At 68.5% G+C, this 26997-nt stretch carries 27 protein-coding genes; 16 read left to right on the forward strand and 11 right to left on the reverse strand.

What is annotated here, in order from left to right:
• Nucleotides 1-14 precede the first annotated feature (14 nt).
• Nucleotides 15-914: an NADP-dependent oxidoreductase gene (locus AB5J62_RS00065; protein ID WP_370946033.1), complete on the forward strand. Its 900-nt coding sequence runs from the start codon at nt 15-17 to the stop codon at nt 912-914.
• On the opposite strand, the gene coaA is transcribed toward AB5J62_RS00065, so the two are convergent.
• Nucleotides 911-1843, reverse strand: coding sequence for a type I pantothenate kinase (gene coaA, locus AB5J62_RS00070; protein ID WP_370946034.1), 933 nt, complete (start codon nt 1841-1843; stop codon nt 911-913). The genes AB5J62_RS00065 and coaA overlap by 4 nt on opposite strands.
• 105 nt (nt 1844-1948) lie before the next feature.
• Nucleotides 1949-2554 (reverse strand): macro domain-containing protein, encoded by a 606-nt coding sequence (locus AB5J62_RS00075; RefSeq protein ID WP_370946035.1) that lies wholly within the window; start codon nt 2552-2554, stop codon nt 1949-1951.
• 259 nt (nt 2555-2813) lie between these two features.
• On the opposite strand from AB5J62_RS00075, the gene pheA reads away from it, so the two are divergent.
• The 3 genes from pheA to AB5J62_RS00090 all read left to right on the forward strand — a co-directional run bounded on the left by pheA (nt 2814) and on the right by AB5J62_RS00090 (nt 5107).
• Nucleotides 2814-3725 carry a prephenate dehydratase gene (pheA, locus tag AB5J62_RS00080; RefSeq protein WP_370946036.1) on the forward strand — a complete coding sequence of 304 codons (912 nt, stop codon included), beginning with the start codon at nt 2814-2816 and terminating at the stop codon, nt 3723-3725.
• Entirely contained in the window at nt 3722-4342 is a 621-nt protein-coding gene (locus AB5J62_RS00085) for a histidine phosphatase family protein (protein WP_370946038.1), read from the forward strand. The genes pheA and AB5J62_RS00085 overlap by 4 nt, the downstream gene beginning before the upstream one ends.
• A gap of 129 nt (nt 4343-4471) precedes the next feature.
• Nucleotides 4472-5107, forward strand: a complete 636-nt coding sequence (locus AB5J62_RS00090) for a DUF4232 domain-containing protein (RefSeq protein ID WP_370946039.1) — start codon at nt 4472-4474, stop codon at nt 5105-5107.
• 158 nt (nt 5108-5265) lie between these two features.
• On the opposite strand, the gene AB5J62_RS00095 is transcribed toward AB5J62_RS00090, so the two are convergent.
• The 5 genes from AB5J62_RS00095 to AB5J62_RS00115 all read right to left on the reverse strand — a co-directional run bounded on the left by AB5J62_RS00095 (nt 5266) and on the right by AB5J62_RS00115 (nt 9463).
• Nucleotides 5266-5697: a hypothetical protein gene (locus AB5J62_RS00095; RefSeq protein ID WP_370946040.1), complete on the reverse strand. Its 432-nt coding sequence runs from the start codon at nt 5695-5697 to the stop codon at nt 5266-5268.
• Between the two features lie 78 nt (nt 5698-5775).
• On the reverse strand, nt 5776-7026 hold the full coding sequence (locus tag AB5J62_RS00100) for an MFS transporter (RefSeq protein WP_370946041.1): 1251 nt from the start codon (nt 7024-7026) through the stop codon (nt 5776-5778).
• 101 nt (nt 7027-7127) lie between these two features.
• The gene (locus tag AB5J62_RS00105; protein WP_370946042.1) at nt 7128-8069 is read right to left on the reverse strand and encodes an SDR family NAD(P)-dependent oxidoreductase; all 942 of its coding nucleotides are present in this window, start codon (nt 8067-8069) and stop codon (nt 7128-7130) included.
• A 44-nt stretch (nt 8070-8113) separates the two neighbouring features.
• Nucleotides 8114-8464, reverse strand: coding sequence for a metallopeptidase family protein (locus AB5J62_RS00110; RefSeq protein WP_370946044.1), 351 nt, complete (start codon nt 8462-8464; stop codon nt 8114-8116).
• A gap of 3 nt (nt 8465-8467) precedes the next feature.
• Nucleotides 8468-9463 (reverse strand): septum formation family protein, encoded by a 996-nt coding sequence (locus tag AB5J62_RS00115; protein ID WP_370946045.1) that lies wholly within the window; start codon nt 9461-9463, stop codon nt 8468-8470.
• An 86-nt stretch (nt 9464-9549) separates the two neighbouring features.
• Here AB5J62_RS00115 and AB5J62_RS00120 point away from each other — a divergent pair, with 86 nt between their 5' ends.
• Genes AB5J62_RS00120 through AB5J62_RS00145 form a run of 6 tightly spaced genes read left to right on the forward strand, consistent with a single transcriptional unit; the run spans nt 9550 to nt 15022 of the window.
• A complete protein-coding gene (locus AB5J62_RS00120) occupies nt 9550-10167 on the forward strand; it encodes a hypothetical protein (protein ID WP_370946046.1) in 618 nt (205 codons plus the stop codon).
• Nucleotides 10168-11334: a glutathionylspermidine synthase family protein gene (locus AB5J62_RS00125; protein ID WP_091299775.1), complete on the forward strand. Its 1167-nt coding sequence runs from the start codon at nt 10168-10170 to the stop codon at nt 11332-11334.
• Between the two features lie 47 nt (nt 11335-11381).
• The gene (locus AB5J62_RS00130) at nt 11382-11837 is read left to right on the forward strand and encodes a DUF350 domain-containing protein (RefSeq protein ID WP_370946047.1); all 456 of its coding nucleotides are present in this window, start codon (nt 11382-11384) and stop codon (nt 11835-11837) included.
• A 17-nt stretch (nt 11838-11854) separates the two neighbouring features.
• Nucleotides 11855-12742: a haloalkane dehalogenase gene (locus AB5J62_RS00135; RefSeq protein WP_370946048.1), complete on the forward strand. Its 888-nt coding sequence runs from the start codon at nt 11855-11857 to the stop codon at nt 12740-12742.
• A gap of 5 nt (nt 12743-12747) precedes the next feature.
• Entirely contained in the window at nt 12748-14013 is a 1266-nt protein-coding gene (gene serS / locus AB5J62_RS00140; RefSeq protein WP_370946049.1) for a serine--tRNA ligase, read from the forward strand.
• 25 nt (nt 14014-14038) lie between these two features.
• On the forward strand, nt 14039-15022 hold the full coding sequence (locus AB5J62_RS00145; RefSeq protein WP_370946050.1) for a DUF3558 family protein: 984 nt from the start codon (nt 14039-14041) through the stop codon (nt 15020-15022).
• Here AB5J62_RS00145 and lhgO read toward each other — a convergent pair.
• A complete protein-coding gene (gene lhgO, locus AB5J62_RS00150) occupies nt 15019-16206 on the reverse strand; it encodes an L-2-hydroxyglutarate oxidase (RefSeq protein WP_370946051.1) in 1188 nt (395 codons plus the stop codon). The genes AB5J62_RS00145 and lhgO overlap by 4 nt on opposite strands.
• Nucleotides 16207-16261: 55 nt before the next feature.
• Nucleotides 16262-17812 (reverse strand): MFS transporter, encoded by a 1551-nt coding sequence (locus AB5J62_RS00155; protein ID WP_370946052.1) that lies wholly within the window; start codon nt 17810-17812, stop codon nt 16262-16264.
• A gap of 144 nt (nt 17813-17956) precedes the next feature.
• Between AB5J62_RS00155 and AB5J62_RS00160 the strand changes: the two genes are divergently transcribed.
• Nucleotides 17957-18562 carry a hypothetical protein gene (locus tag AB5J62_RS00160; RefSeq protein ID WP_370946053.1) on the forward strand — a complete coding sequence of 202 codons (606 nt, stop codon included), beginning with the start codon at nt 17957-17959 and terminating at the stop codon, nt 18560-18562.
• A 5-nt stretch (nt 18563-18567) separates the two neighbouring features.
• Complete coding sequence (locus AB5J62_RS00165) at nt 18568-19602, forward strand: helix-turn-helix domain-containing protein (RefSeq protein ID WP_370946054.1); 1035 nt, start codon at nt 18568-18570, stop codon at nt 19600-19602.
• On the opposite strand, the gene AB5J62_RS00170 is transcribed toward AB5J62_RS00165, so the two are convergent.
• Nucleotides 19599-22739 carry a BTAD domain-containing putative transcriptional regulator gene (locus tag AB5J62_RS00170; RefSeq protein ID WP_370946055.1) on the reverse strand — a complete coding sequence of 1047 codons (3141 nt, stop codon included), beginning with the start codon at nt 22737-22739 and terminating at the stop codon, nt 19599-19601. The genes AB5J62_RS00165 and AB5J62_RS00170 overlap by 4 nt on opposite strands.
• A 121-nt stretch (nt 22740-22860) precedes the next feature.
• Between AB5J62_RS00170 and AB5J62_RS00175 the strand changes: the two genes are divergently transcribed.
• From AB5J62_RS00175 to AB5J62_RS00190, 4 genes are read left to right on the forward strand one after another with little or no spacing between them, the layout of a single operon-like run.
• On the forward strand, nt 22861-23991 hold the full coding sequence (locus AB5J62_RS00175; RefSeq protein WP_370946056.1) for a DegT/DnrJ/EryC1/StrS family aminotransferase: 1131 nt from the start codon (nt 22861-22863) through the stop codon (nt 23989-23991).
• A 42-nt stretch (nt 23992-24033) separates the two neighbouring features.
• The gene (locus AB5J62_RS00180) at nt 24034-24972 is read left to right on the forward strand and encodes an NAD-dependent epimerase/dehydratase family protein (protein WP_370946057.1); all 939 of its coding nucleotides are present in this window, start codon (nt 24034-24036) and stop codon (nt 24970-24972) included.
• Nucleotides 24969-25397 carry a DapH/DapD/GlmU-related protein gene (locus AB5J62_RS00185; RefSeq protein ID WP_370946058.1) on the forward strand — a complete coding sequence of 143 codons (429 nt, stop codon included), beginning with the start codon at nt 24969-24971 and terminating at the stop codon, nt 25395-25397. The genes AB5J62_RS00180 and AB5J62_RS00185 overlap by 4 nt, the downstream gene beginning before the upstream one ends.
• Entirely contained in the window at nt 25394-26587 is a 1194-nt protein-coding gene (locus tag AB5J62_RS00190; RefSeq protein ID WP_370946059.1) for a glycosyltransferase family 4 protein, read from the forward strand. Before AB5J62_RS00185 ends, AB5J62_RS00190 begins: the two co-directional genes overlap by 4 nt.
• On the opposite strand, the gene AB5J62_RS00195 is transcribed toward AB5J62_RS00190, so the two are convergent.
• A complete protein-coding gene (locus AB5J62_RS00195; protein ID WP_370946060.1) occupies nt 26562-26966 on the reverse strand; it encodes a hypothetical protein in 405 nt (134 codons plus the stop codon). The two genes, AB5J62_RS00190 and AB5J62_RS00195, sit on opposite strands and share 26 nt — an antisense overlap.
• Between the last annotated feature and the right edge of the window lie 31 nt (nt 26967-26997).

The following is a 26997-nucleotide window of genomic DNA, read 5'->3' on the forward strand; positions in this document are numbered from 1 at the left end:
CGAGGATTGTTCCCATGAAGATGCGAGCGGTCAGTCAGTCGGTTTTCGGTGGTCCCGAGGTGCTGGAGATGGTCGAGGTCGACCGTCCGGTGCCCGGCGACGGCGAGGTCTTGGTCAAGGTGCGCGCGGTCGGGGTCAACCCGGCGGATTGGCGGCTGCGGTCCGGTCAAATCCGGTACTTCGGGGAGCCGCCGTTCAGGCTCGGCTGCGACGTCTCCGGCGTCGTCGAGGCGACCGGGCCGGGCGCGGGGAAGTTCGAGGTGGGCGACGAGGTCTTCGGGATGCTGCTGTCGCCGGCCGGTGCGTACGCCGAGTACGTCGTCGTCGCGCAGGACTCGCTGGCGCGCAAGCCGAACGGCATCGATCACGTGCACGCCGCCGCGTTGCCGGTGGCCGCGCTGACCGCCTGGCAGGGGCTCGCGAAGCTGCGGTCGGGTGATCGTGTGCTGATCCACGCGGCGGCGGGCGGGGTCGGCCACCTGGCCGTGCAGTTCGCGCGCGAACGCGGCGCCACGGTCATCGGCACCGCGCGGGCCGCGAAGCACGGGTTCCTGCGTGACCTCGGCGCCGACGAGCTGATCGACTACACGGCCGAGGACTTCACCAAGCTCGAGCCGGTGGACCTCGTGTTCGATCTCGTCGGCGGGGAAGCTGCGCAGCCTTCACTCGAACTAGTGAAATCGGGCGGCGTTTTCGTCGACGCGCTCGGCTCCGATCAGCTCGCGGGCGAGCCGGGTTACTTCCGGCTGTACTGCGAGGCGAACGGCGATGAGCTGGCGAAGATCGCCGAGCTCGTCGAGTCGGGCGTGGTCAAGATCCACGTCGAGCGCGTGTTGCCGCTCGACGAGGTCGCCGAGGCGCACCGCCTGGTCGAGACCGGCCGCACCACCGGAAAGATCGTTTTGACGCCTTAGAGCTTGCGCAGGCGGACCCGGTTGATCGAGTGGTCGCAGTCCTTGCGGAGCACCAACGTCGCGCGCGGCCTGGTGGGCTTGATGTTGTCCACCAGGTTGGGCTCGTTGATGGTGCGCCAGAGGTGCCGCGCTTCGGCGCGGGCCTCGTCGTCCGGCAGGCCCGCGAAGTGGTGGAAGTGCGAGGCCGGGTCCGCGAACGCGGTGTGCCGCAGCTTGAGGAACCGCTCGATGTACCAGCGCTCGATGTCGGCGCTGTTCGCGTCGACGTAGATCGAGAAGTCGAACAGGTCGGAGACGGTCAGTCTCGGGCCGGGCTGCAGCACGTTCAAGCCCTCGATGATGAGGATGTCCGGCCGCTGCACGACCTGCTCCTCACCAGGGAGGATGTCGTACGCCAGGTGCGAGTAGACCGGCGCGCTGACCCGCTCGGCGCCCGACTTCACGTCGGTCACGAAGCGCAGCAGCGCGCGGCGGTCGTAGCTCTCGGGGAAACCCTTGCGGTGCATGATCCCGCGGCGCATCAGCTCGGCGCGCGGGTACAGGAACCCGTCGGTGGTGACCAGGTCGACGCGGGGATGGTCCGGCCAGCGGGCCAGCAGCGTGCGCAGGATGCGGGCGGTGGTCGACTTGCCGACCGCGACGCTGCCCGCGATGCCGATGACGTAGGGGACCTTGGTGTCCTTGCTGTCCTCGCCGAGGAACGTCGTCGTCGCCTCGTACAGGCGCTGCCTGGCGGCGACCTGCAGATTGATCAGCCGGGAAAGGGGGAGGTAGACCTCGGCCACCTCGGCCAGGTCCACCTGTTCGCCGAGGCCGCGCAGGCGCAGCAGCTCATCGGCGGTCAGCGGCAGCGGGGTCGAGCTACGCAGCTCGCGCCACTGTTCACGGTGAAGCTCCACGTACGGGCTGAGCTCACGTACCCGCGGCATGCGCATCTCCTGCCGTTTGCGTACAACTGCGTAACGCCATACCAACGGTAGGCCAGACGACGCGCAAACGCGCTGTGATGTAGTCCACCCCTTATACGGGTGGCGTCAGCGACCGGAAAAGACCTCTTCCCAGGCGGCCGCTACCTGGCGTGCGCAGGTCTGGGGTGCGACGCCCCCGACGCCGGTACCCAAACCGGGCATCGCGATGGTATCGACGGCCTGGCGTACATCAAGTCCCTGCTCCAGCTTGCCGTCGCGCCATTTCAGGAAGACCGCGCGCGCCGCGAGATAGGGGTGCACGGTGTCGTCCGGCAGCCGCTCACCGGGACGGCGCATGGTCGGCGCGCTGATGAGCCACGCGGGCGCCGTCTCGCCTGTGGGAACGACCACAGCCTCGCCGACCGGCAGCTCGCCACCATGGAAGTGCAGCACCGCGCTGCGGACATTCTGCTCGACGCCCGGGTAGGCACGCGCGTAGACCGCGTCGATGCCGCCACGCATCCAGCCGAGCGAGTTGGCCGGGCTGACCACGGCCTGTGCGACGACGTCGAGCACCGACCCGCGGTGTACCCGGACAGATCCGTCCACTGTGGCCGGTACGGACTCCCAGGCGCGGGCTAACGGTTCATCGACGGCGCACAGCACCAGCTCCGGAGACCGGGAGAAGAGCCGCTGCTCCCGGCCGGTGTGTGTGCCCGATTCGGCGGTCACGGTCCCAGCATGTCAAAAAACGCCACCGCTGGTAACCGTTTGGGCTACCGGCTGTCCGAGTGAAAGTGCCCACTACGTAGGTGACTAGGGCGCGTCTCAAAGTCATGGCCGCGGTCTCCGCGCCCAGGCGGCCCCTGGCGGCACCGCGCAATCACCCGAGTACAACCCGGTACGAGGATGATTGCGCGGCACCGCCAGGAACCACCTGGATCACGGAGCCCATCGGCCATGACTTTGAGACACGCCCTAGCCTGGCGAGGTGTCACGGATCGCATACTTCGGCCCACAAGGAACCTTCACCGAGCAGGCCGCGCGCGCACTGGCCGCACCCGGCGACGAACTCGTGCCCGCGGTGACCATTCGCGCCGCGCTCGCCATGGTCCGCGAAGGCGCGGCCGACGGCGCCTGCGTGCCGGTGGAGAACTCGGTCGAGGGCGCGATCACGCCGACGCTCGACGGGCTCAACGAGGGCTCGCCGCTGGTCGCCGTCGCCGAGTGGCTGCTCCCGGTGCACTTCAGCATCCTGGTGCGCCCCGGCACGACCGAGGTCAAGACCGTCGCCAGCTACCCGCCCGCGCTCTCACAGGTGCGGCTCTGGCTGGAGGAGAACCTGCCCGACGCGCGCCAGATCGCCACCTCGTCGACCGCGGCGGCCGCCGTCGCCGTCGACGCGGGCGAGGTCGACGCCGCGGTCTGCGCGCCGGTCGCCATCGAGCACTATCCGCTCGAGGTGCTGGCCACCGGGGTCGCCGACCTGCGTGACGCGCAGACCCGGTTCCTGCTGTTCAAGCTGCCCGGTGAGATCCCCGCCGCGACCGGCGCCGACCGGACCTCGATCATCGCGTCCACCCCGAACCGCACCGGCACGCTCGCCGAACTGCTCACCGAGCTGGCCTTCCGCGGCATCAACCTGACCAAACTGGACGCCAGGCCGACGCGGAACAACTTCGGCGAGTACCACTTCTTCATCGACTTCGAGGGCCACATCGCGGAGCCGCGCATCGGCGACGCGCTGGCCGCGCTGCGGCGGCGCTGCACCAACGTCCGCTTCCTCGGCTCGCACCCGCGTGCCGACGGCGTCGCGGCCACCGTCCAGCCGGACGCAGGCAACGAGGACTTCGACCAGGCGGCGTCCTGGCTCGAGGCCGTCCGCAAGGGAGATCTGGCGTGAGGCTGTTCCTGATCAGGCACGGGCAGACCATCGGCAACGTGCGCGGCGCGCTCGACACGCAGCTGCCCGGCCCGCCGCTCACCGACCTCGGCCAGGAGCAGGCCAACGCGCTGGTCGACACGCTGAGCGGCGAGCCGATCGTCGCGATCTACGCGTCGCAGGCCGTCCGCGCGCAGCAGACGGCCGCGCCGCTGGCCGCCGCGCTCGGGCACGAGGTGCAGGTGATCGACGGGGTCAAGGAGGTCGCGGCCGGTGACCTCGAAGGCGCGACCGACGCCGAGTCGACGCACCTGTACCTGCAGGTCGCCCGCAGCTGGCTGCAGGGCGACCTCGGCGTGCGGATGCCGGGTGGCGAGAGCGGCGAAGAGGTGCAGGCCCGCATGTTGACGGCCATCGGCGACCTGCGCGCGAAGCACGAGGAAACCGACCCCGCGGGCATCATCGTGCTGGTCAGCCATGGTGGCGCGATGCGGCTGACCGGCGAATGGCTGGCGGACAATGTCGGGCCGGAGACCGCGGACCAGGGCTTCATCCCGAACACCGGCATCGTCGTGTTCGAGACGGTCGCCGGCGGCGGCTGGCACTGCCACAGCTGGGCAGGCCTCCCGCTCGACTAGCACGCACGCGCACGGACGATTACTTTTTGTGCCGTGGGGAATTCACCAGGTAGAGGGAACAGGTGCAACCCGGACACGGGCTGGACGTCTACCCAGTAGTTCCTCACCAGCACAGGGAGGCGAAAGACCATGGTGCGAAACAAAGTCACGCGCGTCGGGGTGGTCGCAGGTTCGGTGGCGATGGCCGCCGCGCTCGCCGCATGCGGGAACAGCCCATCGGGCAACCCGGCCGCGCCGCCATCGCCCAGCTCGGCACCGTCCTCGTCGTCGTCATCGGAGACGCCGCCGAGCCCCGCCGAGCCGACGTCGACCGTGCAGCAGGCCGCGCCCAAACCCGACGACGGGCTCTGCAAGTCCAAGGACGTGCAGCTCAGCCTCGGCACCGGAGACGCCGCCGCCGGCACGGTGTACCGGCCGCTGCTGATCAAGAACGTCAGCGGGAAGCCGTGCACGATCCAGGGCTTCCCCGGCATCTCCTACGTCGCGGGCGAGGACGGCCACCAGGTCGGCAAGGACGCGTTCCGCGACGGCACCAAGGGCGACGCCATCCAGCTGGCGAACGGCCAGTCCGCCGCCGCCGACATCGGCTTCGTCCAGGTGCGCAACTTCGACTCGGCGGCCTGCCGTCCGACCGAGGTCAAGGGACTGCGCGTCTACCTGCCGCAGGAAACCGCGTCGAACTTCGTCGCGGCACCCGGAACCGGTTGCGCTGGCAAGGAAATCCCCGGTAACCAGCTGACCGTGAAAACCGTGCACAAGGCCTAGGGCGTGTCTCCTGATTCTGATCGCGGTCTTCGCGCCCAGGCGGCCCCTGACGGCACGGGCGATCCATCCGAGTACAACCCGGTACGAGGACGAATCACCCGCACCGTCAGGAACCACCTGGATCACGAAGCCCATCGACCAGAATCAGGAGACACGCCCTAGATGCGGGCGCAGATCTGCTTGGCCTGCTCCAGGTGCTTGTGCCCGGAGGTCTCGTTGAAATGCAGGCTGATCACCATGCGACTCACCGCGTCGACATGGTTGGACAGCTCCTGGTAGTTCTTGTTCCCCTCGGCCGCGGCGGCCGCGAGTTCGCGAGCCGCCGTGACCTGGTGGATGAGACCCGGCGCCAGCAAACCCGTCTCCGTGCGGCTGATCGTCACCGGCAGCTCGCCCATCCGGTCCAGGGTTTCGCAGGCGGCTCTGGCGTCATCGACGGCGCCCGCGCTCGACGCGGAGGCTCCCCACAACACGGCCAGCAACCCGCCGCCGATCACGAAACCGATTACCCCGGCCAAAACCAGTGGTCTTCGGGAAGCCGGGACCTCATCCGGAGCCATGTCGGTCTCCGGAGCGGCGGCAACGTCCATGGTGCGCCTCCCTGGTGCAGGGTCGGCTGTCATTTCAGCACCAAAACGCCCGCAATTCATCGGGCCGATCGCACTAATTCACGGTTGTGCGCAGGCTGTTACCGGACGGACGTCCAGCGAAAACGTACGTAACGCCGTCACGGAGAACGCGCCGATCCCGAGCAGCAGCACACCGGAGACGAGGAACGTCGCGCTCGACGTGCCGAGCGCGCGGGTCAGCAGGCCACCGAGCAGCGCGCCGACCGGCACCGCGCCCCAGACGACAGTCCGCCAGACACCGAGCACCCGGCCGAGGAACTCGCTGGGCACCACGGAATGCCGGACCGTGCCGAGCACGACGTTGACCGCCACGATCGCCGCCGCGAACAGGCCGAACAACGTCGCCGACACCGCAGGCTGGGTGATCAGCCCCATCCCGCCGATGCCGAGTCCACAGCAGACGATCCCGCTGGAGAGCACCGATCCGCGACTGGTCCGCTTGATCAGTTTCGGTGCCACCGCGGCGCCCGCCAGCCCGCCGACACCGCCGATGAGCGCGAACACGCCGAACGTCGCCGCGCTCAGCTTCGCGTCCTGGAGCGCGTAAAGCACCAGTTGTGCTTGTGCCAGCTCGGAAGTGAGGCTGACCAGCCCGGCGATGACCACCAGCCGCAGCATCAGCCGATGCCGGACGAGCCAGCCGATGCCCTCGGCGAGCTCCGTGCGCAGCCGGGTCGGCTCGGCGCTCGGCGTGCTCGGCTTGGCGCGGAACGAGCCGGCGAGCGCGACCAGAAGCCCGGCCGCCAACGCGAAACCGGCCGAGTTGAGCAGGAACGGGAAGACCGCGAACAACGCGAACGTCGCGCTGCCGAGCGGTCCGCCGAGAAAGGTCTGCCCGACGATCTCGCAGGCCTGGAGCTTGCTGTTGGCGCTCTCCAGCCGGTCGTGGTCGACGACGGCCGGGATGAGCACGTTGGCCGCGCTGTCGGCGATCGTCTCGGCGGTGCCGATCAGCAACGCGGCCACGTAGACGACCGCGATCGTCACGCCGCCGGTGTAGACCAGCAGCGCCATCGCGCCGACGATCAGCGCACGCGCGAGGTTGGCGTAGATCATCGCCTTGCGGCGGTCGATCCGGTCGATCAGCGCGCCCGCCACCAGCGCGAACAGCAGCCACGGCAGGAACTGGGTCGCCGACAGCCCGGCGATGAGCACGGGGTCGCGGGTCAGCGTGGCCGCGAGCAAGGGGAACGCCACTTTGCCGATGCCATCGCCGAGATTGGAGACCGCGCTCGACGACAGCAACCAAAGCAGTCTTCGGTCTGCCCCTGAGCTCACGGCTTCGCTCATTGTGCCTCCCCAGCACGAGTCGGAGTCGTTCACTGACTGTGCGTTAGAGGCTACCGCAGAATATCTCTCAGCGTGGTTGAGTCTTCACTACGAGTTTACGATCATGCTCCGGCGGTGGTTTCCTCGCAGAAAGCCCACAATCTCGCCCGCTGCGCTGCGGATTCCTTGGTCCACGGGAAATAGTGCTCCGGGCGGGGTGCCCGATCGTGCCAGAACAGGCCCGTTTCCCGTGCGGCTTCCGGTGCGGATGCCAGCCACACCACGGTGTCGGCGCCCTCGTCCGCGTTCCTGAGCAAAGGTCCCATGACCGTCGCGAACCCGGGCAGCGAGTCACTGACCCCCGGCGTCGCGGCCCACCCCGGATGCATGCTGTGGACGGTGATCCCGTCACCCTTGAGCCGTTCGGCCCAGAGCCCCGAGAGCACGACCTGCATCCGCTTCGTCCTGGAGTACGCGGTCGCGCCGCGATATTTCCCTTGGCGGAACTGAGGATCTTGATCATTGAGCTGCTGGCTGTACATCCCGCCGGAGCTGACGAAGATGACCCGGCCCTTGGCCCTGATCAACGCGGGCACCAGCATTCCGGTCAGCAGAAACGGGCCGAGCACATGCGTGGCGAGCGTGACCTCGTTGCCCTCGCTCGTCTCCTGCCGGTCCGCCGGCAGCACCCCGGCGTTGTGCACGAGCACGTCGAGCGTGTCGTGCCTGGCCACGAACTCGGCGGCGAACTCCCTGACAGTGTCCACAAGGGACATGTCGCAGAGTTCGACGTGGACCTCGGCGTCGGGGAACCTGGCCGCCAGCTCCTCCTTGGCCTGTTGCCCTTTGGCGAGGTCACGCACTCCCAAGTGAACGGTCGCCCCGAGCTCCGCGAACTTCGTCGCGGCCGCGCGCCCCAGTCCGCTGTTCGCCCCGGTGACCAGCACCCGCTTGCCCCGCATGCTGTCGAGGGGCGCCCAGCCCCTGCTGCGCAGGCGATAGCCGAGCTTGGTGTAACCCGGGACGAGTGTCCGGTCGGCCAGGGTGTCCAGAAGCTTGAGCATCGCCCCACCCTGTCATCGGACGCCCCGATAAGCGAGGTTTGCGGCTAGCCCCAGCCGAGTTCGTGCAGGCGGGCGTCGTCGATGCCGAAGTGGTGCCCGATCTCGTGCAGGACGGTGATCAAGATTTCCTCGACGACCTCGTCCTCGGTGTCGCACATGCCGAGGATGGGCTCGCGGTAGATGGAGATGCGGTCCGGCAGCACGCCGCCGTAGTCGGTGCGGCGCTCGGTCAGCGCGATTCCGTGGTACAGCCCCAAGATCGACGGTTCTTCGTCGTTGAACTCCTCGACCAGCACGACGACGTTGTCCATCGCGCGCGCGAAGTCGGGCGGGAGCTCGTCGAGTGCCTCCGACACCAGTTCCTCGAACCGTTGCCGTGTCATCTCCACGGGCATGGGTCAGCCGCCGCTGGTCGGCGTCGGGGAGGCGGCGGAGGACTCCGGCGGCGCGTCGCCTTGCGGGCCACCCTTGACGCTGCCGGTGACCGCGGCGAGGCCGCTGCCGTCTTCGAGCTTCGCGGCGACCTTGCAGTTGACGAGCGTCGAGCCGGCGTCCCAGCTTTCGGTCTCGCGGGTGTCCCAGGTGAGGATGAGCTTCTTGTCGCCGAGGTCGGCGCCGCCGGTGTAGTCGGCGGCCGCCTTGGTGCACTCGGTGTCCAGCCAGGTCTTCTGGTCGTCCTGCGACGGGTAGCTGTCCGGGAACTTCGTCTTCAGGTCGAGCTTCGCGATGATCTCGTACGAGTGCTCGCGCGCGCAGTCGATCGGGTCGCCGAAGGTCTTGCCAGCCAGCGCCAGGCAGGTTCCGGGCTCCCAGACCAGCGACTGCTGCTGCTCCTTCGCCGAGCCGGTCAGCGTCTGCAGCGCGCCGCCCGGTCCCGTCCACTGCAGACCGCAGCGGAGCTGACGGTCGCCGGCCGACCACTGCGCCGCCGTCGGGCGCAGGATGTTGACCGTGAACTTGCCGTACGGGTCGAGCGGCTTGCCGAGGTAGGTCTTGGCGTTGGCCGGGCAGTGCTCCTGCGCGATGCGCTCCCACGCCGGGATGTCCGGGGTCGGCGCGCCCTTCGGGAACTGGCCGCCGATGTCCTCGACGCTGGTCACCTCGAACAGGTGCGCCTCGCCGCACGGCACGATGTGGACGTCGGCGGCGTCCTTCTGCTTCCAGTTGAGGCAACTGCCCGCCGGAGACTTGAACGCCTCCTCCGCGGCGGGCGACAGCTTGCCGCCGCCAGGTCCTGTCCCGCTGCCGCCACTGGCGTCATCGGTCCACGAGAACGCGACACTGAGCCCGAGTGCGATCAGCGCACCGACGAACGCACCCGCCATGACCAGGCGAGTACGCACCGCTTCCAGCGCGATCCTCGGGGAACGAAACCGTCCAGGCTCTTGAGACATCTACTCCATGATGCCCGCGTTGCTCGCACATCGCGCGGGCCGGGTGACTAGTGTTGATGTGACTTCATGCGATTTGGGAGCGTTCGATGACGGATGACCAGAGCTACGGGGGACAGCAACCGCCCGAACCACCTCGGCGGGGGTCCATGCGTTTTCAGGACGAGAACACTCAGGTGCGGCCGCCGACGCTGGCTGAACAGCGCGCCCGCCAGCAGGCGCTCGCCCAGGAACAGCAGAACGAGCAGGAGGTTCAGGTCGCCGAGGGCAAGGCGGCGACCAAGCGGAAGATCCTGATCGGCAGTGGTGTGACGGTCGGCCTGGTCGGGCTGATCGCGACCTTCTACACGGTCGCGGCGCCGCAGGGCAGCACCACCGCGGTCTGCACCGACAACAGCGGCATCGTCCGCGATGACAACGACTGTGACGAGACGTACGTGTCGAGTCACGGCGGCTACCACTCCGGTGGTTTCTTTTTCATTCCGATCCCCGGCGGCGGTGGTTACAACCAGTACCGCTACAACTACGGCGGGCAGGGCCTGGTCGGGCAGCCGGTGCGCGGCGGTTCGTACGACGCGCCGTCCGGCCGGACGACCGTGAACACCAAGTCCGGCAAGACCGTCCAGCGCGGCGGGTTCGGCATCAGCGGCAAGAGCAGCGGCAGCGGCGGGACCAGCGGCACCAGTGGCAAGAGCGGAGGCTCGTAAGTGCGCAGGGATTCCAGTACCCCTCGGCGGGACTGGCAGCGGATCGTCGAAGAGCAGGGCCTGATTTTCGGCACTCCCGCGCGCTACGGCACCGGGCAGGCTCGGCCCTACTGGGACGAGTCCGTCCACTACGTCTTCGAGATGGACGAGATCCTCTCGGTCGAGGCTGACGTCGAGGTGCTGCACTCGATGTGCCTCGACGCGGTCGAGCACGTCGTGCTGACCGAGCGCTACCGCGACTTCGGCATCCCCGAGTGGGTCTGGCCGCACATCGCGGAGTCGTGGCGCCGCCAGGACCCGCACACGTACGGCCGTTTCGACCTGCGCTACGACGGCAAGAGCCCGGCGAAGCTGCTGGAGTACAACGCGGACACGCCGACGTCGCTGCTCGAGGCTGCCGTCGTGCAGTGGCACTGGAAGACCGACGTCTTCCCCGACGACGACCAGTGGAACTCCATCCACGAGAAGCTGGTCGAGCGCTGGGGCGAGGTCGGCGAGCGGCTGCCGTCGAAGGAGCTGCACTTCACCTGGTCCACCGCCGACCCGACCGGCGAGGACCACGTCACCACGGCGTACCTGCAGGAGACCGCGGCCGAGGCAGGCCTCGACACGGTCGGCCTCGCCATCGAGGAGCTCGGCTGGGACCCGGTGCTGCGCCGGTTCGTCGACCTCGAAGAGGCGCCGATCAACACGGTCGTGAAGCTCTACCCGTGGGAGTGGCTGGTCGAGGAGGAGTTCGGCAAGTTCGCCGTCGAGTCACTGCCCGCGACGCTCTGGGTCGAGCCGCTGTGGAAGATGCTGCTCTCCAACAAGGCGCTGCTGGCGATCCTCTGGGAGAACTACCCGGGCCACCCGAACCTGCTGCCCGCGTTCCTCGACGACCCCGGTCTGCTCACCGAGTACGTCCGCAAGCCGAAGCTCGGGCGTGAAGGCGCCAACGTCTCGATCGTGGCGCCCGGCTACGAGACGCAGACGGGTGGCGTCTACGGCGCGGAAGGCTTCGTCTACCAGGCGTTCGACCCGCTGCCGGAGTTCAACGGCTTCCGTCCGGCGCTGGGCGCCTGGGTGGTCGGTGACAACGCGGCCGGGCTGGGCATCAGGGAAACAGCAGGTCTCGTTACCGACGACGGTGCCGCATTTGTCCCACATAGGATCCCCGAGTCGTGATACAAGCATCACCGTCCACTTGAGACCTGAATGACCGGGAGATCCCAGTGCACACCACCACCCTCGCGTTGTCCGAGAACTTCGGTGGCAACCTCGTCCGGGGCATCGGCGCGATCCTGCTGTACGGCGTGGTCGGGCTGATCCTGATGTTCGCCGGGTTCTGGGCGATCGACTGGACCACTCCCGGCAAGCTCGCGAAGCTGATCACCCGCGGCCTGCCGAACGCGGTCATCGTGACCGCGTCCGGGATGCTGTCGATGGCGTTCATCATCGTCGTCGCCATCGCGAACTCGGCCAGCGACCTGACCGAGGGCCTGATCACCTCGCTGGTCTACGGCCTGATCGGCATCGTCGTGCAGGTGCTCGCGGTGCGGCTGCTCGAGTGGGCGACCCGCATCGACGTCGGCTCGACGATCGAGAGCGAGCAGTTCGCGCCAGCCAGCATCGTGGTGGCCGCCGTGCACATCGCGCTCGGTCTCGTGGTGGCCGTCGCCATCTCCTGACCACTACCGTCGGGTAGGTGAAACTTCTCCGCACGCCGGACGACCGGTTCACCGATCTGACCGACTTTCCCTACGACCCGCACTACGTCGATCTCTCCGACGGAGTGCGGGTCGCTTACGTTGAGGCCGGTGAGGGACCACCGGTGCTGCTCCTGCACGGCGAGCCCAGCTGGTCTTACCTCTACCGCACGATGATCCCGGTGCTCGCCGACGCTGGGTTCCGCGCGATCGCGCCGGACCTCGTCGGCTTCGGCCGATCCGACAAGCCGGTGTCGAAAGACGACCACAGCTACGCGCGGCACGTCGGCTGGATGCGTGAGCTGGCCTTCGACGTGCTCGATCTGCGCGACGTGACGCTGGTCGGCCAGGACTGGGGCGGGCTGATCGGGCTGCGCCTGGTCGCCGAGAACGCCGACCGGTTCGCCGCGGTCGTCGCCGCGAACACCGGGCTGCCGACCGGCGACACGCGGATGCCGGACGTCTGGTGGGCGTTCCGCGAAGCCGTCGAAAAGGCGCCGGTGCTCGACATCGGCCGGTTCGTGCAGTCCGGCTGCCGGACGAAGCTGGCACCCGAGGTGCTGGCCGCCTACAACGCGCCGTTCCCGAACGAGACGTACAAATCCGGCCCGCGCGCGATGCCCGGCCTGGTCCCGAACAGCCCAGACGACCCGGCGACCGAGGCGAACCGCGCCGCGTGGGCCACGCTGACGAAGCTGGACCTGCCGTTCCTGTGCGCGTTTTCCGACAGCGACCCGATCACCGGGCCGATGTCGCCGATCCTGCAGCGGACCATGGCGGGCGCCGCCGGGCTCGAGCATCCGGTCATCGCGAACGCCGGGCATTTCCTCCAGGAAGACGCTGGTGTCGCCCTTGCCGAGGCCGTCGTGCGGTTCCGAGTAACCTAGCCCGCGTGATTGACCCCAGGACTCTGCGCGAAGACCCGGATGCCGTGCGCGCCTCGCAGCGCGCGCGTGGTGAGGACGAGGGAGTGGTCGACAAGCTGCTCTCCCTCGACACCAAGCGGCGGTCCGCGATCGCCAGTGCGGACAAGCTGCGCGCTGAGCAGAAGTCGCTGGGCAGGCTCGTCGGCAAGGCCGAGGGTGAGGAGCGCGAAGAGCTGCTCGCCAAGGGCAAGGAGCTGGCCGCGCAGGTCAAGGCGGCCGAAGCCGAGCAGACGCAGGCGTCGGAGGAGTTCGAGGCTCTGCACCGGCTGGTGCCGAACCTCGTTCACCTCGACGTGCCCGAAGGCGGCGAGGACGACTACGTGGTCCTCAAGACCGTCGGCGAGCCGAGGAAGTTCGACTTCACCCCGCGCGACCACCTCGAGCTCATGGAGGGCCTCAAGGCGGTCGACATGGAGCGCGGCGCCAAGGTGTCGGGCTCGCGGTTCTACTTCCTCACCGGCATCGGCGCCCAGCTGCAGCTCGGGCTGCTGAACATGGCCGTCGCGCAGGCCGTCGAGAACGGGTTCGTCCCGATGATCACCCCATCGCTGGTGCGGCCGGAGATCATGGCGGGCACCGGTTTCCTCGGCGCGCACGCGTCGGAGGTCTACAGCCTGCGCGACGACGACCTGTACCTCGTCGGCACCTCGGAGGTGCCGCTCGCCGGCTTCCACGCCGACGAGATCCTCGACCTCAAGGACGGCCCGATGCGGTACGCGGGCTGGTCGTCCTGCTACCGCCGCGAGGCCGGTTCGTACGGCAAGGACACCCGCGGCATCATCCGCGTGCACCAGTTCGACAAGGTCGAGATGTTCGTCTACGCCAAGCCGGAAGAGGCCGAGGCGGAGCACGCGCGGCTACTCGACTGGGAAGAGCAGATGCTCGCCAAGATCGAGGTGCCGTACCGGATCATCGACACCGCCGCCGGCGACCTCGGCACCTCGGCCTCGCGCAAGTACGACAGCGAGGCCTGGATCCCGACGCAGGACGCGTACCGCGAGCTGACCTCGACCTCGAACTGCACCACGTTCCAGGCACGCAGGCTCGGCATCCGCTACCGCGACGACAACGGCAAGCCGCAGACCGTCGCGACGCTCAACGGCACGCTGGCGACCACCCGCTGGATCGTCGCGATCCTCGAGAACCACCAGCTGGAGGACGGTTCCGTGCGCGTGCCCGAGGCGCTGCGCCCGTTCATCGGCGGCAAAGAAATCCTTTCGCCAGTGCGCTAAGCGTTACTGCGTTAGGGTGCATCGCGTGAAGATCAAGCTGGCAGCGGCACTCGCGGGACTGACGCTCTTGGCGGCCTGCACCACCACGGTCGCCGGTTCCGCGAAGCCGAAGCCGGGCCAGGGCCCGATCGAACAGGCCACGGACCCGTGCTCGCTGCTGCCCGCTGATCAGGCGAAGGCGATCGGCCTCGGCCCCCAGGGCAAGTTCACGAAGGCCGACAAGGCACGCAAGCTGCCGCCCAGCTGTGACTTCAAGGGCGCCAACGGCGCGTCCGACGGGGTGACCGTGACCTGGAGCGCGGACATCACCGTCGACCAGTACTACAACGGTGCCCAGGTCGCCGAGGAGCTCCAGCTCGGCGGCCTGAAGTGGACGCACTACAAGAACCCGTTCGGTGACTCGTTCTGCTCGCTGATGACCAGGCTCGACGGCAACGGCTTCGTCGAACTGCTCGGCACCAACCTCACGGCGCCCGAGAAGTCCTGCGACGTCGCCAAGGCCGCCGCGCCGCTGGTCTCGTCGCACCTGCCGGGCGGCGCGCCGGTCACGGCACTGCCGAGCCCGTCGACCTCGGCCTCCGCGCCGCCGAGCCCGCTCGCCGGCGTCAAGGCGTGCGACATGCTCAAGCCGGACCAGGTCACGGCGCTCGCGCTCACCGCCGCGGGCATGGAGGAACTCGGCAAGACCAAGCCCGAGCAGCCGGGCTGCGAATGGCCGGACACCGACGGCGCGCGTGGTCAGAAGCCGCTCGACGTCTGGTTCGGCCTGACCAAGCCCGCCAAGGAATGGCCCTACCTCGACAAGGGCGGCGAGCCGGTCGACGCGGGCGGCAAGAAGTGGACCCTGTTCTCCAACCCCAGCGAGGACGACGTCAGCTGCTACGCGTCACTCGAGGTCAGCCCGACCTCGTCGGTGATGATCACCAGCGGCTACCTCGACGACAAGACCAAGATCTGCGACCTCGTCAAGGCCGCGATCCCGGCCGTCTCCCCGAATCTGCCGAGCTAAGCGACCTGATCGGCGACGTGCTTCGCGATCTCCAGCGCACTCGTCGCCGCCGGTGACGGCGCGTTGAGCACGTGCACCTGGTGCGGTGCCGTCTCGATCAGGAAGTCGTCCACGAGCGCGCCACTCGGCAGCAGCGCCTGCGCACGCACCCCCGAGCCATGGCGCACGATGTCCTCCGGCTGCACGGCGGGCACGAGCCGCGCCAGGCTCTTCGCGAAGCGCTTCTTCGAGAACGAGCGGCGCACCTCGTCGAGCCCGGTCGGGTAGGCGTACTTGCGTGCCAGCCGCCAAAGTCCGGGGAACCGGGCGACCTCGGCGAGGTCCTTCGCGGAGACGTCACCCCAGCCGTAGCCCTCACGGCTCAGCGCGAGCACCGCGTTCGGGCCGGCGTGCACACTGCCGTCGAGCATGCGGGTGAGGTGGACGCCGAGGAACGGCAGCGACGCGTCGGGCACCGGATAGATGAGGCCGCGCACCAGGTCCCGGCGCTCCGGCTTCAGCTCGTAGTACTCGCCGCGGAACGGCACGATCCGCGCGGACGGGTTCAGCCCGGCGAGCCTGGCGACCCGGTCCGACTGCAGGCCGGCGCAGTTCACCAGCGCGTCGGCGCGGATGATGTCGTCGCCGGTGGCCACCTCGACCCCGCGCCCGGTCGACCGGATGGCCAGCGCCGGGGTGTTGAGGCGAAGGTCGGCGCCGGTCTCGTCGAGCAGCCGGACCAGCGCCGCGCACACGGCGGGGAAGTCGATGATGCCGGTGGACTCCACCCGCAGCGCCCCGACACAGGAGACCTCGGGTTCGTACGCGCGAGCCTCGCTCGGCGAGATCAGCTTCGCGGGCACGCCGTTCGCCTCGGCACGGTCCGCCAGCACCTGCAACGCAGGAAGCTCGTCGTCGCTGGTCGCGACGACGAGCTTTCCGCACACCTCGACCGGCACCCCGTAGTGCCGCGCGAAGTCCACTATGGACCGGTTGCCCGCTGTCGACATCCTGGCCTTGAAGGAGCCGGGCTTGTAGTACAGCCCGGCGTGGACCACATTCGAGTTGTGCCCGGTCTGGTGGGCCGCCCAGCGGTCTTCCTTCTCGAGCACGGTCACGTCCGTGCCGCGCCTGGTCAGCTCCCAGGCCACGGCCAGTCCGAGAATCCCGCCGCCGATCACCACGACATCACTAGCGCTACGCACGATCGATCAGATTAGTTCATGCGCACACCGGGTCGTCCCGGTGTGCGCATGAACCTCAGACGGCGACCGGCTCCAGCACCGCGTCCTCGTCGGTCTCGATGACCTTCGGGACACCGCGCATGGTGAACCAGACGCTGACCGCGAGTGCCGCCATCAGCCCGGCGCAGACGTAGAAGGTGATGCCGAGGCTGTCGACGTAGGCGTGGCGAGCGGTGTTGACGATCAGCGAGCCGAGGTCACCGGGCAGCTGCGAAGCGGTGGCGACGGCGGCGCCGATGTTCTCCTTGATCGGGCCGGTGACGTCCGCCCCGAGCCCCGCCGGGAGCTGCAGGTTCGTCCGGTACAGCGCACCGAGGACACTGCCGAGGATCGCGATGCCCAGCGCGCCACCGAGCTCGTTGGCCGTCTCCGAGATGGCCGAAGCCGCACCGGCACGCTCCTTCGGGACGACGCCGAGCACGGTGTCCGTCGCGACGGTCAGCATCATCGCGACACCGAAGCCGCAGAGGATCACGCACAGCACCAGCAGCGGGTAGTTGACGTCGACCGGGGTCTGGGCCAGCAGCACGAAGCCGGTCGAGGACAGCGCGCAGCCGAGCATGACCGTCGCCCGCCTGCCGAACTTGCTGACGAACACCCCGGCGAGCGTGCCGCCGATCAGCGCGCCGACCATGCCGGGCAGACCGGCCAGGCCCGACTTCAGCGGCGACCAGCCGACCACCAGCTGGAAGTACTGCGCCAGCGCCAGCGAAAGCGCCAGCTGCACGAACATCGCGACCACGGTGGTGCCGATGGTGGCCGAGAAGGCCCGCTGCGCGAACAGCTTCACATCGATCAGCGGCTCGGCCAGCTTGCCCTGCCGGTGCACGAAGACGCCGAGCGAGAGCACCCCGATCACGGCCGCCGCGATCACATCGGTGTGCTTGAAGCCGCTCGCCGCGACCTCCTTGATCGTGTAGACCACGCCGAGCATGCCGGCGACCGACAGCAGCACGCTGAGCGCGTCCAGCTTGCCCGGGTTCGGGTTACGCGACTCCGGCAGCACGAAGAAACCGGCGACCAGCAGCACGACCACGACGGGAACGTTGATCAGGAAGACCGAGCCCCACCAGAAGTTCGCCAGCAGCGTCCCTGCGATGACCGGCCCGAAGCCGATCCCCAGCACGGCCACACCACTCCACGCGCCGATCGCGCCGGTGCGCTCCTTCGGGTCGGTGAAGACGTTGCGGATGAGCGACAGCGTCGACGGCATCAGCGTCGCACCGGCGACCCCGAGCAGCGCACGAGCGCCGATCAGCATTTCCGGCCCGTTGGCGTACGCGGTCAGCACCGAAGCGACGCCGAACACGGCCGAGCCGATGAGCAGCAGCTTCTTACGGCCGATCCGGTCACCGATGTTCCCCATGGTGACCAGGAAGCCGGCGAGCGCGAAGCCGTACATGTCAGCGATCCAGAGGATCTGGGTGGAAGACGGTTTGAGCGAGCCCGAGATGGCGGGGATGGCCAAGTGCAGGACCGTCATGTCCAGCGCGATGAGCAGCTGGGCGAGGCAGCAGATGACCAGGGTGCCCCACTTGCGGGCGCTGCTGAGCGTTGGATTCGTCATGGTGAGCAGTGTTGCCCGTCACGCTGACCGTCCACGCACCAAATGCTGACAACTGTCTAAGACAACAGTTTAAGGCCGTCAGTGGGCCACTCGGCCGGGTGGCGACCCTGGCCACAATTGGCCTAGGCCGGTATATTTTTTGGTATGTTTTCATATCCAGCGGCAGACGATGTTCTTCAGGACCTGGGCGACAAGGTCGTGACCGCGTTGGTGGACGCGACCAAGGCAACCCGGTCCGACTTGGCCGAGTATCGCGATGTCTTTCCGGCATGGGTCGCGGACAGCAGTGATCGAGGTTTGTCGAACTGGATCCACGACCGGCTGTGGGCTCATCTGAGGAGGGCGCTCACCGACATCGACTCGGTCGAACTCGCCGACCAAGGAGTCACCCGCGAGGTCGCCGTGGGTCTGCGGTACCGCGCCAGGGTGAAACGGCACACCATGAGGGATCGGGTCCGCTCCTACGCCACGAAGGCCGCGCTGGCCTTTTGGGCTCAGTCGGACACTTTGGAGGGTATGGAGGAAGTTCGGTTGGGGTTCGGCTATCGCTGGAACCCTGAGGACCGTCAGATCGGCAGTACGATCATCTCGTTGCGCGATGGACTGGATTCCGACGCGATTTGGGCGGTCGAGGTCGACGCGGCGCCCGGTGCGGCGGCCACTGTCATAACGTGGACGCCGGTCGACCCGTCACTACCGCAGATCGACCTGTACGAGGCGGTGGCACAGGACGAAGAGGAAGCTACATGACAGGTATGGGCGATGTGCTGGAAACACTCCGCCGCGCTCGTGGTCTGACCCAGGCTGACCTGTGCGTTCAAGCTGACGTGACGCAGGCTGCGTTGTCTCGATACGAGAACGACCTACGCATGCCGGACGATGATGTGCTTGAGCGGTTCGCCACGGCACTGGGAGTCTCGAAGGGGTTCCTTCGCCGAGATCACGTTGTCCGCGGTGCGCTCGCAGTGGACGCGCACATGAGGCGGCAGCGAACGACCAAGGCGTCCGCGTGGCGGCGGCTGGAAGCGAAGCTCAACGTCCATCGGCTGCATCTGTCCGTGCTGTTCGAGGAAGTCTCGATGCGTGCCGAACAAACGGTTCCCACGTTCGATCCCATCGACACGACGCCAGGTCAAGCCGCCCTGATGGTGCGTGCGCAATGGCGCCTGCCGATCGGACCGGTCCGGCAGTTGACCCGCTGGCTCGAATCGGCGGGCTGCGTCGTCCTGGAAGAAGATTTCGGGACTTCGCGCATCGATGGACTGTCGCAGTGGATCGGTGACCACCCGGTGCTTTTGATCAACAGTGGCGCGCCGGTCGATCGCAAGAGGATGACCTTGGCCCACGAACTCGGCCACTTGGTGCTGCACAACGGCGTGGCGACGGAGGACCCGGAGCGTGAAGCCGCCGAGTTCGCCGCCGAGTTCCTGATGCCCGCTCATGTCATCAAGCCCGACCTTCATCCGGCGACGCTGGGCAGGCTGCGTGATCTGAAGCGGGTTTGGGGGGTTTCGATGCAGGCGCTGTTCGAGCGCGCCTACACGCTGGATCGAGTGCCGACAGCCGAACGAACCAGCTTCTACAAGGCCATGAACGCCAGAGGCTGGAAAATCACGGAGCCGGACAGTGAGCATCTCGCACCGGAGACACCGCAGCTCATCGCCGCGATCGGTGAGGCTCTGCGTGCCAAGGGGCTCACCGATCGCGAGATCGCGGAAATGGCCGGCTTCGCCGACGACTCGGCGGACAACCTGTTCACCCAGTCTGAGCGGCGACTTCAGGTTGTTTAGTCGGTGAGCCCGGCGATCGTCAGCGCCTTGGTCGTCGGCAGACCATGCCCGACCTCATAGGACCGCTCAAAATCCTCAACCCCGAGCTGAGCGACCGCACCGGCCCGAACCCGAGCCACGTCCGGGTCACCCGCCACGCTCGCCCCGCGCAGGCTGACGGCCGCGCCCAGCAGCACCGCCGCGTGCTCCGCGTTGCCGTCCAGCAGCATCGCGCCGGCGACCGCCTCGACCGCGTTCGCCGCGACCATCCGGTTCCGCCGGGTGTACGGCGACTCCAACGCCTGACGCTCCCGGGCCGTCGCCTCGAGGAAGTTGCCTTCAGCCTCGGCGACGCGGCCCAGGGATATATAGGTACGCGAGCGCACGTCGTCGGCCGTGAAGCCGCCGGTCGGGCATTCGGCCAGCACCTGCTCGCCGAGTGTGCGGGCCGCGGGCAGGTCGCCGGACAGCCGGGCCAGCTCGGCGAGGCCGAGGCGGCCCGCGGCGCGGGTCTCGGGGAGACCGGTGCGGCGGGCCAAATCGATGGCCAGTGTGAAGTCGGCTCGGGCGCCGTCGACGTCTTCGAAGCGGGAACGGACTTCGCCGCGGCGGACGAGGAGCTCGGCCGTGTCGTCGGTGGCGCCGATCTCGCGGAGCAGGTCGAGTGCCTCGTTCATCAAGGTCAGGGCGCGGTCGGAGTCGCCGCGCCAGGCGACGATCTCGGCGAGATGATCGAGTGACATCGACATGCCCCAGCGGTCGCCGACCGCGCGGAACTTGACGAGGCCCTCGGCGAGGCAGCGCTCGGCCTTGGCGATCTCGCCCGCCATCTGGGCGCGCAGGCCGGTGCCCATCGACACCAGCGCGCGGCTCCAGTCGTCGGAGCCGAGGATGAGCTCGATCTCCCACTCGTGGAGCGGGCTGCCCTCCTCGGGCGGGCCGACGACGACGGCCTGCAGCATGGTGAGCATCGGCTGCTTCGGGATCCACGGTGGCTCTTGGCCGTATGCCTCGACGATCGCGATGTGTTCGCGCAGCGGCTCGTAGTCGTGCATGCCGGTCATCGCGCTGAGCACGCAGAGCAGGAACTCTTCGCGCAGGTCGGCGGGTGGCACCGGGCCGAGGCGCTTGGCGAGTTCGATCGACAGCATCGCGCCTTCGAACCGCCTGCCGCGCATCCACCAGTAGCGGCAGAGTGAGCTGACCAGGCGCAGCGCGATGTCCGTCCGGGACTCGGTCGACCAGCGCAGCGCGGCGAGGATGTTCTCGTAGTCGGCGTCGAGCCTGGTCAGCCACTTCAGCTGTTCGCCGGTGCGCAGATGCGGGTCGGCGGTCTGCGCGAGCTTGAGGAAGTACTCGGCGTGCGCGCCGCGCAGGTCTTCGGCCTCGCCGAGCTCGACGAGCTTCTCGGTGCAGAACGCGCGGATCGTCTCGAGCATGCGGTAGCGGTCGCCGTGCACTTCGACGAGCGACTTGTCGACGAGGCCCGTGAGCACGTCGACCGTGTCGGGCACGCCGACGATCTCCTCGGCGGCTTCGAGTGTCGCGCCGCCGGAGAACACGGTGAGCCTGCGGGCGAGCTGCTGCTCCTCGGCGTCGAGCAGCTCCCAGCTCCACTCGACGGCCGCGCGCAGCGTCCGGTGCCGGGGCACGGCCGTGCGGCTGCCGCGGGAAAGCAGCTGGAAGCGGTCGTCGAGGCGGACGGCGATCTCGCCGAGCGGCAGTGACCGCACGCGCGCGGCCGCGAGTTCGATCGCCAGCGGCAGGCCGTCGAGTGCCGCGCAGATGCGCTGGACGTCGCCGATCGTCTCGTCGGTGACGGCGAAATCGGCGCGGCCCGCGGACGCGCGGTCGGCGAACAGCCGGACCGCGGGGTAGTCGAGTGCGGCCTCGGCCGGGGTGCCCGGCGGGGAAACGGCCAGCCGGGGGACCGGGGCGATCAGCTCGCCGGTGATGTCGAGCGGCTCGCGGCTGGTGGCGAGGATGCGCAGGCCGGGGCAGGCGGCCAGCAGCTTCGCGGCGAGCTGGGCGATGGTGTCGATGAGGTGCTCGCAGTTGTCGAACACGAGCAGCATCGAGCGCTCGGCGAGCGCGGCGACCAGGCGTTCCGTCGGTTGATGGGGTGCGTTGCCGCCCTGCGGCGGGATCGCGAACGCGGCTTCGCGCAGGCCGAGCGTCGCGAGCACGGCCTGCGGGACGTCGGCGGCGCTCGCGAGTGGCGCGAGTTCGACGAAACCGACCGAGCGCGCCTTGCTCGCGGCCTCGATCGCCAACCTGGTCTTGCCGGTGCCGCCAGGGCCGGTCAGCGTGACGAGACGGCCGCGCTCCAGCAGCTCGCCGACGCGGCGCAACTCCTCGTCGCGGCCGACGAAGCTGGTGAACTGCGCTGGGAGGACGTTCTCGACGGCGGGCTGTGCTTCCGGCTCGCCGCGCAATACCAGCAGATGCGCCTCGGCGAGTTCGGGACCGGGGTCGGCGCCGAGTTCGTCGGCGAGCGTGCGGCGGGCGTCGTCGTACGCGGCGAGCGCGTCGGCCTGCCGTCCGCTGCCGTGCAGTGCCCGCATGAGCTGGGCGCGCGGCCGTTCGCGCAACGGGTTGGCCGCGACGATCTCCTGGAGTTCCGCGATCAGGTCCCGATGCTGCCCGAGTGCGAGTTCGGCCTCGATCCGATCCTCGGTCGCGGTCAGCTTCAGCTCGGTCAGCCTGGCGATCTGCGGCTCGACGAACGGGGCGTCCGCGATGTCGGCGAACGGCTGACCCCGCCACAGCGCCAGCGCCTCGCGCAACGTCTCCGCAGCCTTCGCGTGATCGGCGGCCTTGAGAGCCCGGCGGCCCTCCTCGGCGAGCCGCTCGAACCGGTGCGCGTCGACGTTGTCGCGGTCGGCCGCGAGCCGGTACCCGGCCGCGCTGAACTCGACGACGTTGCCCGCCGCCTTGAGGGCTTGCCGCAGGCGGGAGACCTGGGACTGCAGCGCGTTCGCGACGCCGTCCGGTGGGTACTCCCCATACATGCCGTCGATGAGCCGTTCCGGGGAAACGACCCGCCCGGCGTCCAGCACGAGCAGGGCGAGCAAGGTCCGCACCCGAGGCCCACCGACGGCGATTCGGTCGCCCGATGGGGTGAGTACCTCGGTCGGGCCGAGCACACCGAATCGCATGCCGAGAGTCTAAAGCTCAGCGTGGAAAACGCTGCCAGGTCGTGGCTGATCAGCGGCCCGCCCCAGATCACACGAGATCGGCTCTATACACTTCGCGGCGTCCCTACGCAACGGGAGAGGTATGTCTGACTCGATCGTCCTAGGCCAGCCGACCGTCGGAGACGAGGAGCTCGCCGCAGTGGCCGAGGTCTTCCGTTCCGGGTGGCTCGCCGGTGCGGGCCCTGCTTGCCGCAAGTTCGAAGAACGCTTCGCGAAGACGGCGGGCGTCGCGCACGCGCTGACCACGAGCAACTGCGGGTCCGCGTTGTTCCTCGGCCTCAAGGTCCTCGGCGTCAAGCCGGGCGACGAGGTCATCGTCGGTGACTACACCTTCCCGGCCACCGGGCACTCCGTGCTCCAGGCCGGTGCGACGCCGGTGTTCGCCGACATCCGCCCGGACATCTGGAGCGCCGACCCGGCGTCGATCGAAGCGCTGATCACCCCGCGCACGGTCGGCATCCTCGCTGTGGACGTAGCCGGTCAGCCCGGTGACTTCGACGAATACCGCGCCATCGCCGACAAGCACGGCCTTTGGCTGTTCGAGGACGCCGCCTGCGCCGCGGGCGCGACGTACAAGACACGCCCCGCCGGCAGCCTCGCCGACCTGGCCGCCTTCTCGTTCCACGGCCGCAAGGGCATCACCGCGGGCGAAGGCGGCGCGCTGGTCTCCGACCGCGGCGACCTCATCGAGCATGCGCGCAAGCTGCACACCTACGGCATCGAGCCCGCGATCACCCGCGAGGGCTCCGGCGAGCTGCCGATCCCGAGCTTCCACGAACTCGGCTACAACTTCCGGCTCTCGGACGTGCAGGCCGCGATCATGAACGTCCAGCTCGACCGCCTGCCGGACCTGCTGGCCGCGCGCCGCTCGGTCGCCAAGCGCTACCACGAGGCGTTCGACGGGCTCGAGGGGTTGACCGTGCCGGTCGAGCTGCCGGACCGCGAACACCCTTGGCAGGCCTACATCCTGACCGTCGACCCGGCGATCAGCCGCGACGCGCTCGCGTTGCGCATCCGCGAGCAGGGCGTCCAGTGCAACTTCGGCACCTACGCCTCGCACGTCCAGCCGCTGTACGGGAAGAGCGAGCACCTGCCCGTCTCCGCCGATGTCTTCGGCCGCCACCTGGCGATCCCGATGCACGCCAACCTCACAGATCCCCAGGTCGAACGGGTCGCTGAAACCGTCCGTGAAGCCGTGACCGCACTGTCCTAATCCCGCAAGAACAGCGCGAGACCGACTAGGAGAAAGCGCGAAATGTCCGACAAGAAGGTCTTCTTCACCGGTGGCGGTGGGTTCATCGCCGCGCACACCATCCCGCTGCTGATCGAAAACGGCTACACCGTCCGGATCTTCGACAACATGACCCGCGGCGACCGCGCCAGGGTCAACGAGTTCGTCGCCACCGGCAAGGTCGAGCTGGTCGAGAAGGACGTGCGCTACGGCGGTGCGGTGCGCGAGGCCATGCGCGGCTGCTCGCACGTGATCCACTTCGCCACGGTCTCGATCAACAAGTCGATCGCCGACCCGCACGAGTCGATCGACATCAACATGATCGGCAACCACAACGTCTTCGCCGCCGCGGCGGACGAGGGCGTCGAGCGCGTAGTGTTCGCGTCGACCGCCTCGGTCTACGGCGACCCGAAGCGCCTGCCGATGCACGAGGACGACGAGCTGCGCCCGCTCACCCCGTACTGCATCTCGAAGCGCGCCGGCGAGGACATGCTGGGCTTCTACGAGCGCCAGAAGGGCCTGTCCTGGAACGCGCTGCGCTTCTTCAACGTCTACGGCCCCGGCCAGAAGATCGAGGCGTACTACACCTCGGTCATCAACCACTTCATCAAGCGCCTGCGCGCGGGCCAGCCGCCGATCATCGACGGCCGCGGCGACCAGTCGATGGACTTCGTGCACGTCACCGACCTGGCGCACGCCGTCGTCGCCGCGATGACGTCCGAGCAGGCCAACGTGCCGATCAACATCGGCACCGGCATCGACACCTCGATCGCCGCGCTGGCCAAGATCCTGATCGACGCCGTCGGTGTCGACGTCGAGCCGCAGTTCAACGAGCGTGACGTGCTGGTTTCGCGGCGCGCCGCCGACATCACGCGTGCGCGCGAGGTGCTGGGCTGGGAGCCGAAGATCACGGTCGAAGAGGGCATGCGCGAGCTGGTCCGGGAATCGGCCGAAGACAAGTGACCGACGGGTTCCCGCCGAACGACTACAACGCTCACGCCTGGATCAGCGGCGATCCGGAAATCGGCGAGGGAACCTGGATCGGTGCGTTCACCATCGTGGACGGGTCGGGCGGGCTGAAGATCGGCCGCGGCTGCGACGTGTCCTCCGGGGTGCACATCTACACGCACAGCAGCATGCGCCGGTGCGTGACCGGCCGTGAATATTCCACTGTGGACCGTGCGCCGGTGAGCATCGGGGACAACGTGTTCCTCGGTGCGAACGCGGTGGTGCTGATGGGTGTCACGATCGGCGACCGCGCCGTGGTCGGCGCGGGCGCGGTCGTGGCCAAGGACGTGCCGGCTGGCGCGGTAGTGACCGGAGTGCCTGCCAAGCGGGTCGGCACCGTGCTTCCCGACGGGAGCATCAAGTACGGGGAGCACGAGTGAAGATCGCGGTAGTCAACAACTTCTACCCGCCTCGCGTGGGTGGCAGCGCGCACCTGTCCGAGTCGCTGGCCAAGGGCTACGCGGCGGCCGGGCACGAGGTGCTGGTCATCACGGCCGCGCACGCCGAAGCACCGTCCGACCACGAGGTCGACGGTGTGCGCATCGTCCGCTTCCCGGCGTTCCGCATGCCGGAGACCCGCCTCGCGGTGAACTTCGACATCGCCTTCACCTCGCGGCCGTCGCTGCCGCGCCGGATGAAGAAGGTGCTCGACGAGTTCAAGCCGGACGTCATCCACCAGCACGGCCAGTTCTTCGACCTCACCTGGGCGAGCGGACTGTGGGCACGCAAGAACAACGTGCCGACCCTGCTGAGTGTCCACACGCGACTGCAGAGCCCTTCTCGGCTGTACCAGGCGGTTTTCAACCTCCTGGACCGGTTCATGGTGGCGCCGTTCATGCGCCGATACAAGCCGACGTATGTGGTCATGGACGTCCACATGCGGGAGTACATCGAGAAGAAGTACAAGCGCAGCATCACCGGCATGGTCCCGATCCCGGTCGGCGTCGACCCCGAGTGGGTCCGCGGCGGCGACCCGGTGCTCATGCGTGACAAGCACGAACTCGGCGACGCCCCGATCATCCTGTCGACCGGCCACGTCATCCCGCTGCGCGACCGGCTCGGCCTGGTCGAGGCGCTCCCCGCGGTACTGCGCGAGGTCCCCGACGCGAAACTCGTCGTGGTGGGCGGCATCTACTTCGACGCCTTCCTCCACCGCGCCCGCGAACTCGGCGTCGAGAAAGCCGTCGTCACGACCGGCGCGGTCCCCAAGGCGGACATCCCGCACTACCTCGCGGCGGCCAACGTCGAGTGCCACGAGCTCCAGGGCTACGGCTTCGGCACGGCTTCGCTGGAGAGCATGGCGGCAGGCGTCCCGGTGGTCGCGGCGGTGCGCGAGGACAACTTCCTCGACATCAAGCTGGTCGACCGCGGCAACGTCCACCTGGTCGACACGCACGCCCCCGACCAGCTGGCCGAGCGCCTCATCGAGACCATCAAGGACCCGGCCGAGTCCCACGAGATCGCCGAGGCCGCGGTCAAGCTGGTGAACGAGAACTTCGCCATGAGCGCGGTCATCGCCAAGCACATCGAGACCCTCGAAGGCCTCACGAACGCCGGACGTAGCGCTTGACCAGCCGCGTCTTGTCCGGGTCGAGCGGCTGGTAGCCGTAGTCGGCCGCCATCTTGTCGAGCAGGGCGGGTGACTGGCCGTTGAGCCAGACCCGGACCTTCGGCTTGCCGGTGAACTCACGCGCGGCCCAGCCGCGCCGCTTGGCCTCCGGGAGCAGGTTCGGCAGCCACATGGCGATTCCGAACATGGCCAAGCCGCTGATGAGCGTCGTCATCGCCAGCGGTGTGGGGACATGAAGGAAAACCAGAACCGCGCTGCCGAACGCCAACGCCACTCCCAGCCGGGAAAGCCACAGCAGTAAGCCCCAGAGGCGGAAACCCGACGGGGCGGCCTGCTCGCCATTCGGGAGCCGGCGGGAACGCGTCTGGTCGTCTTCCATACCTTTAGAAACGCGTAGCGGGGCGCCGAGG

Source organism: Amycolatopsis sp. cg5 (assembly GCF_041346955.1).
Taxonomy (GTDB): Bacteria; Actinomycetota; Actinomycetes; order Mycobacteriales; family Pseudonocardiaceae; genus Amycolatopsis.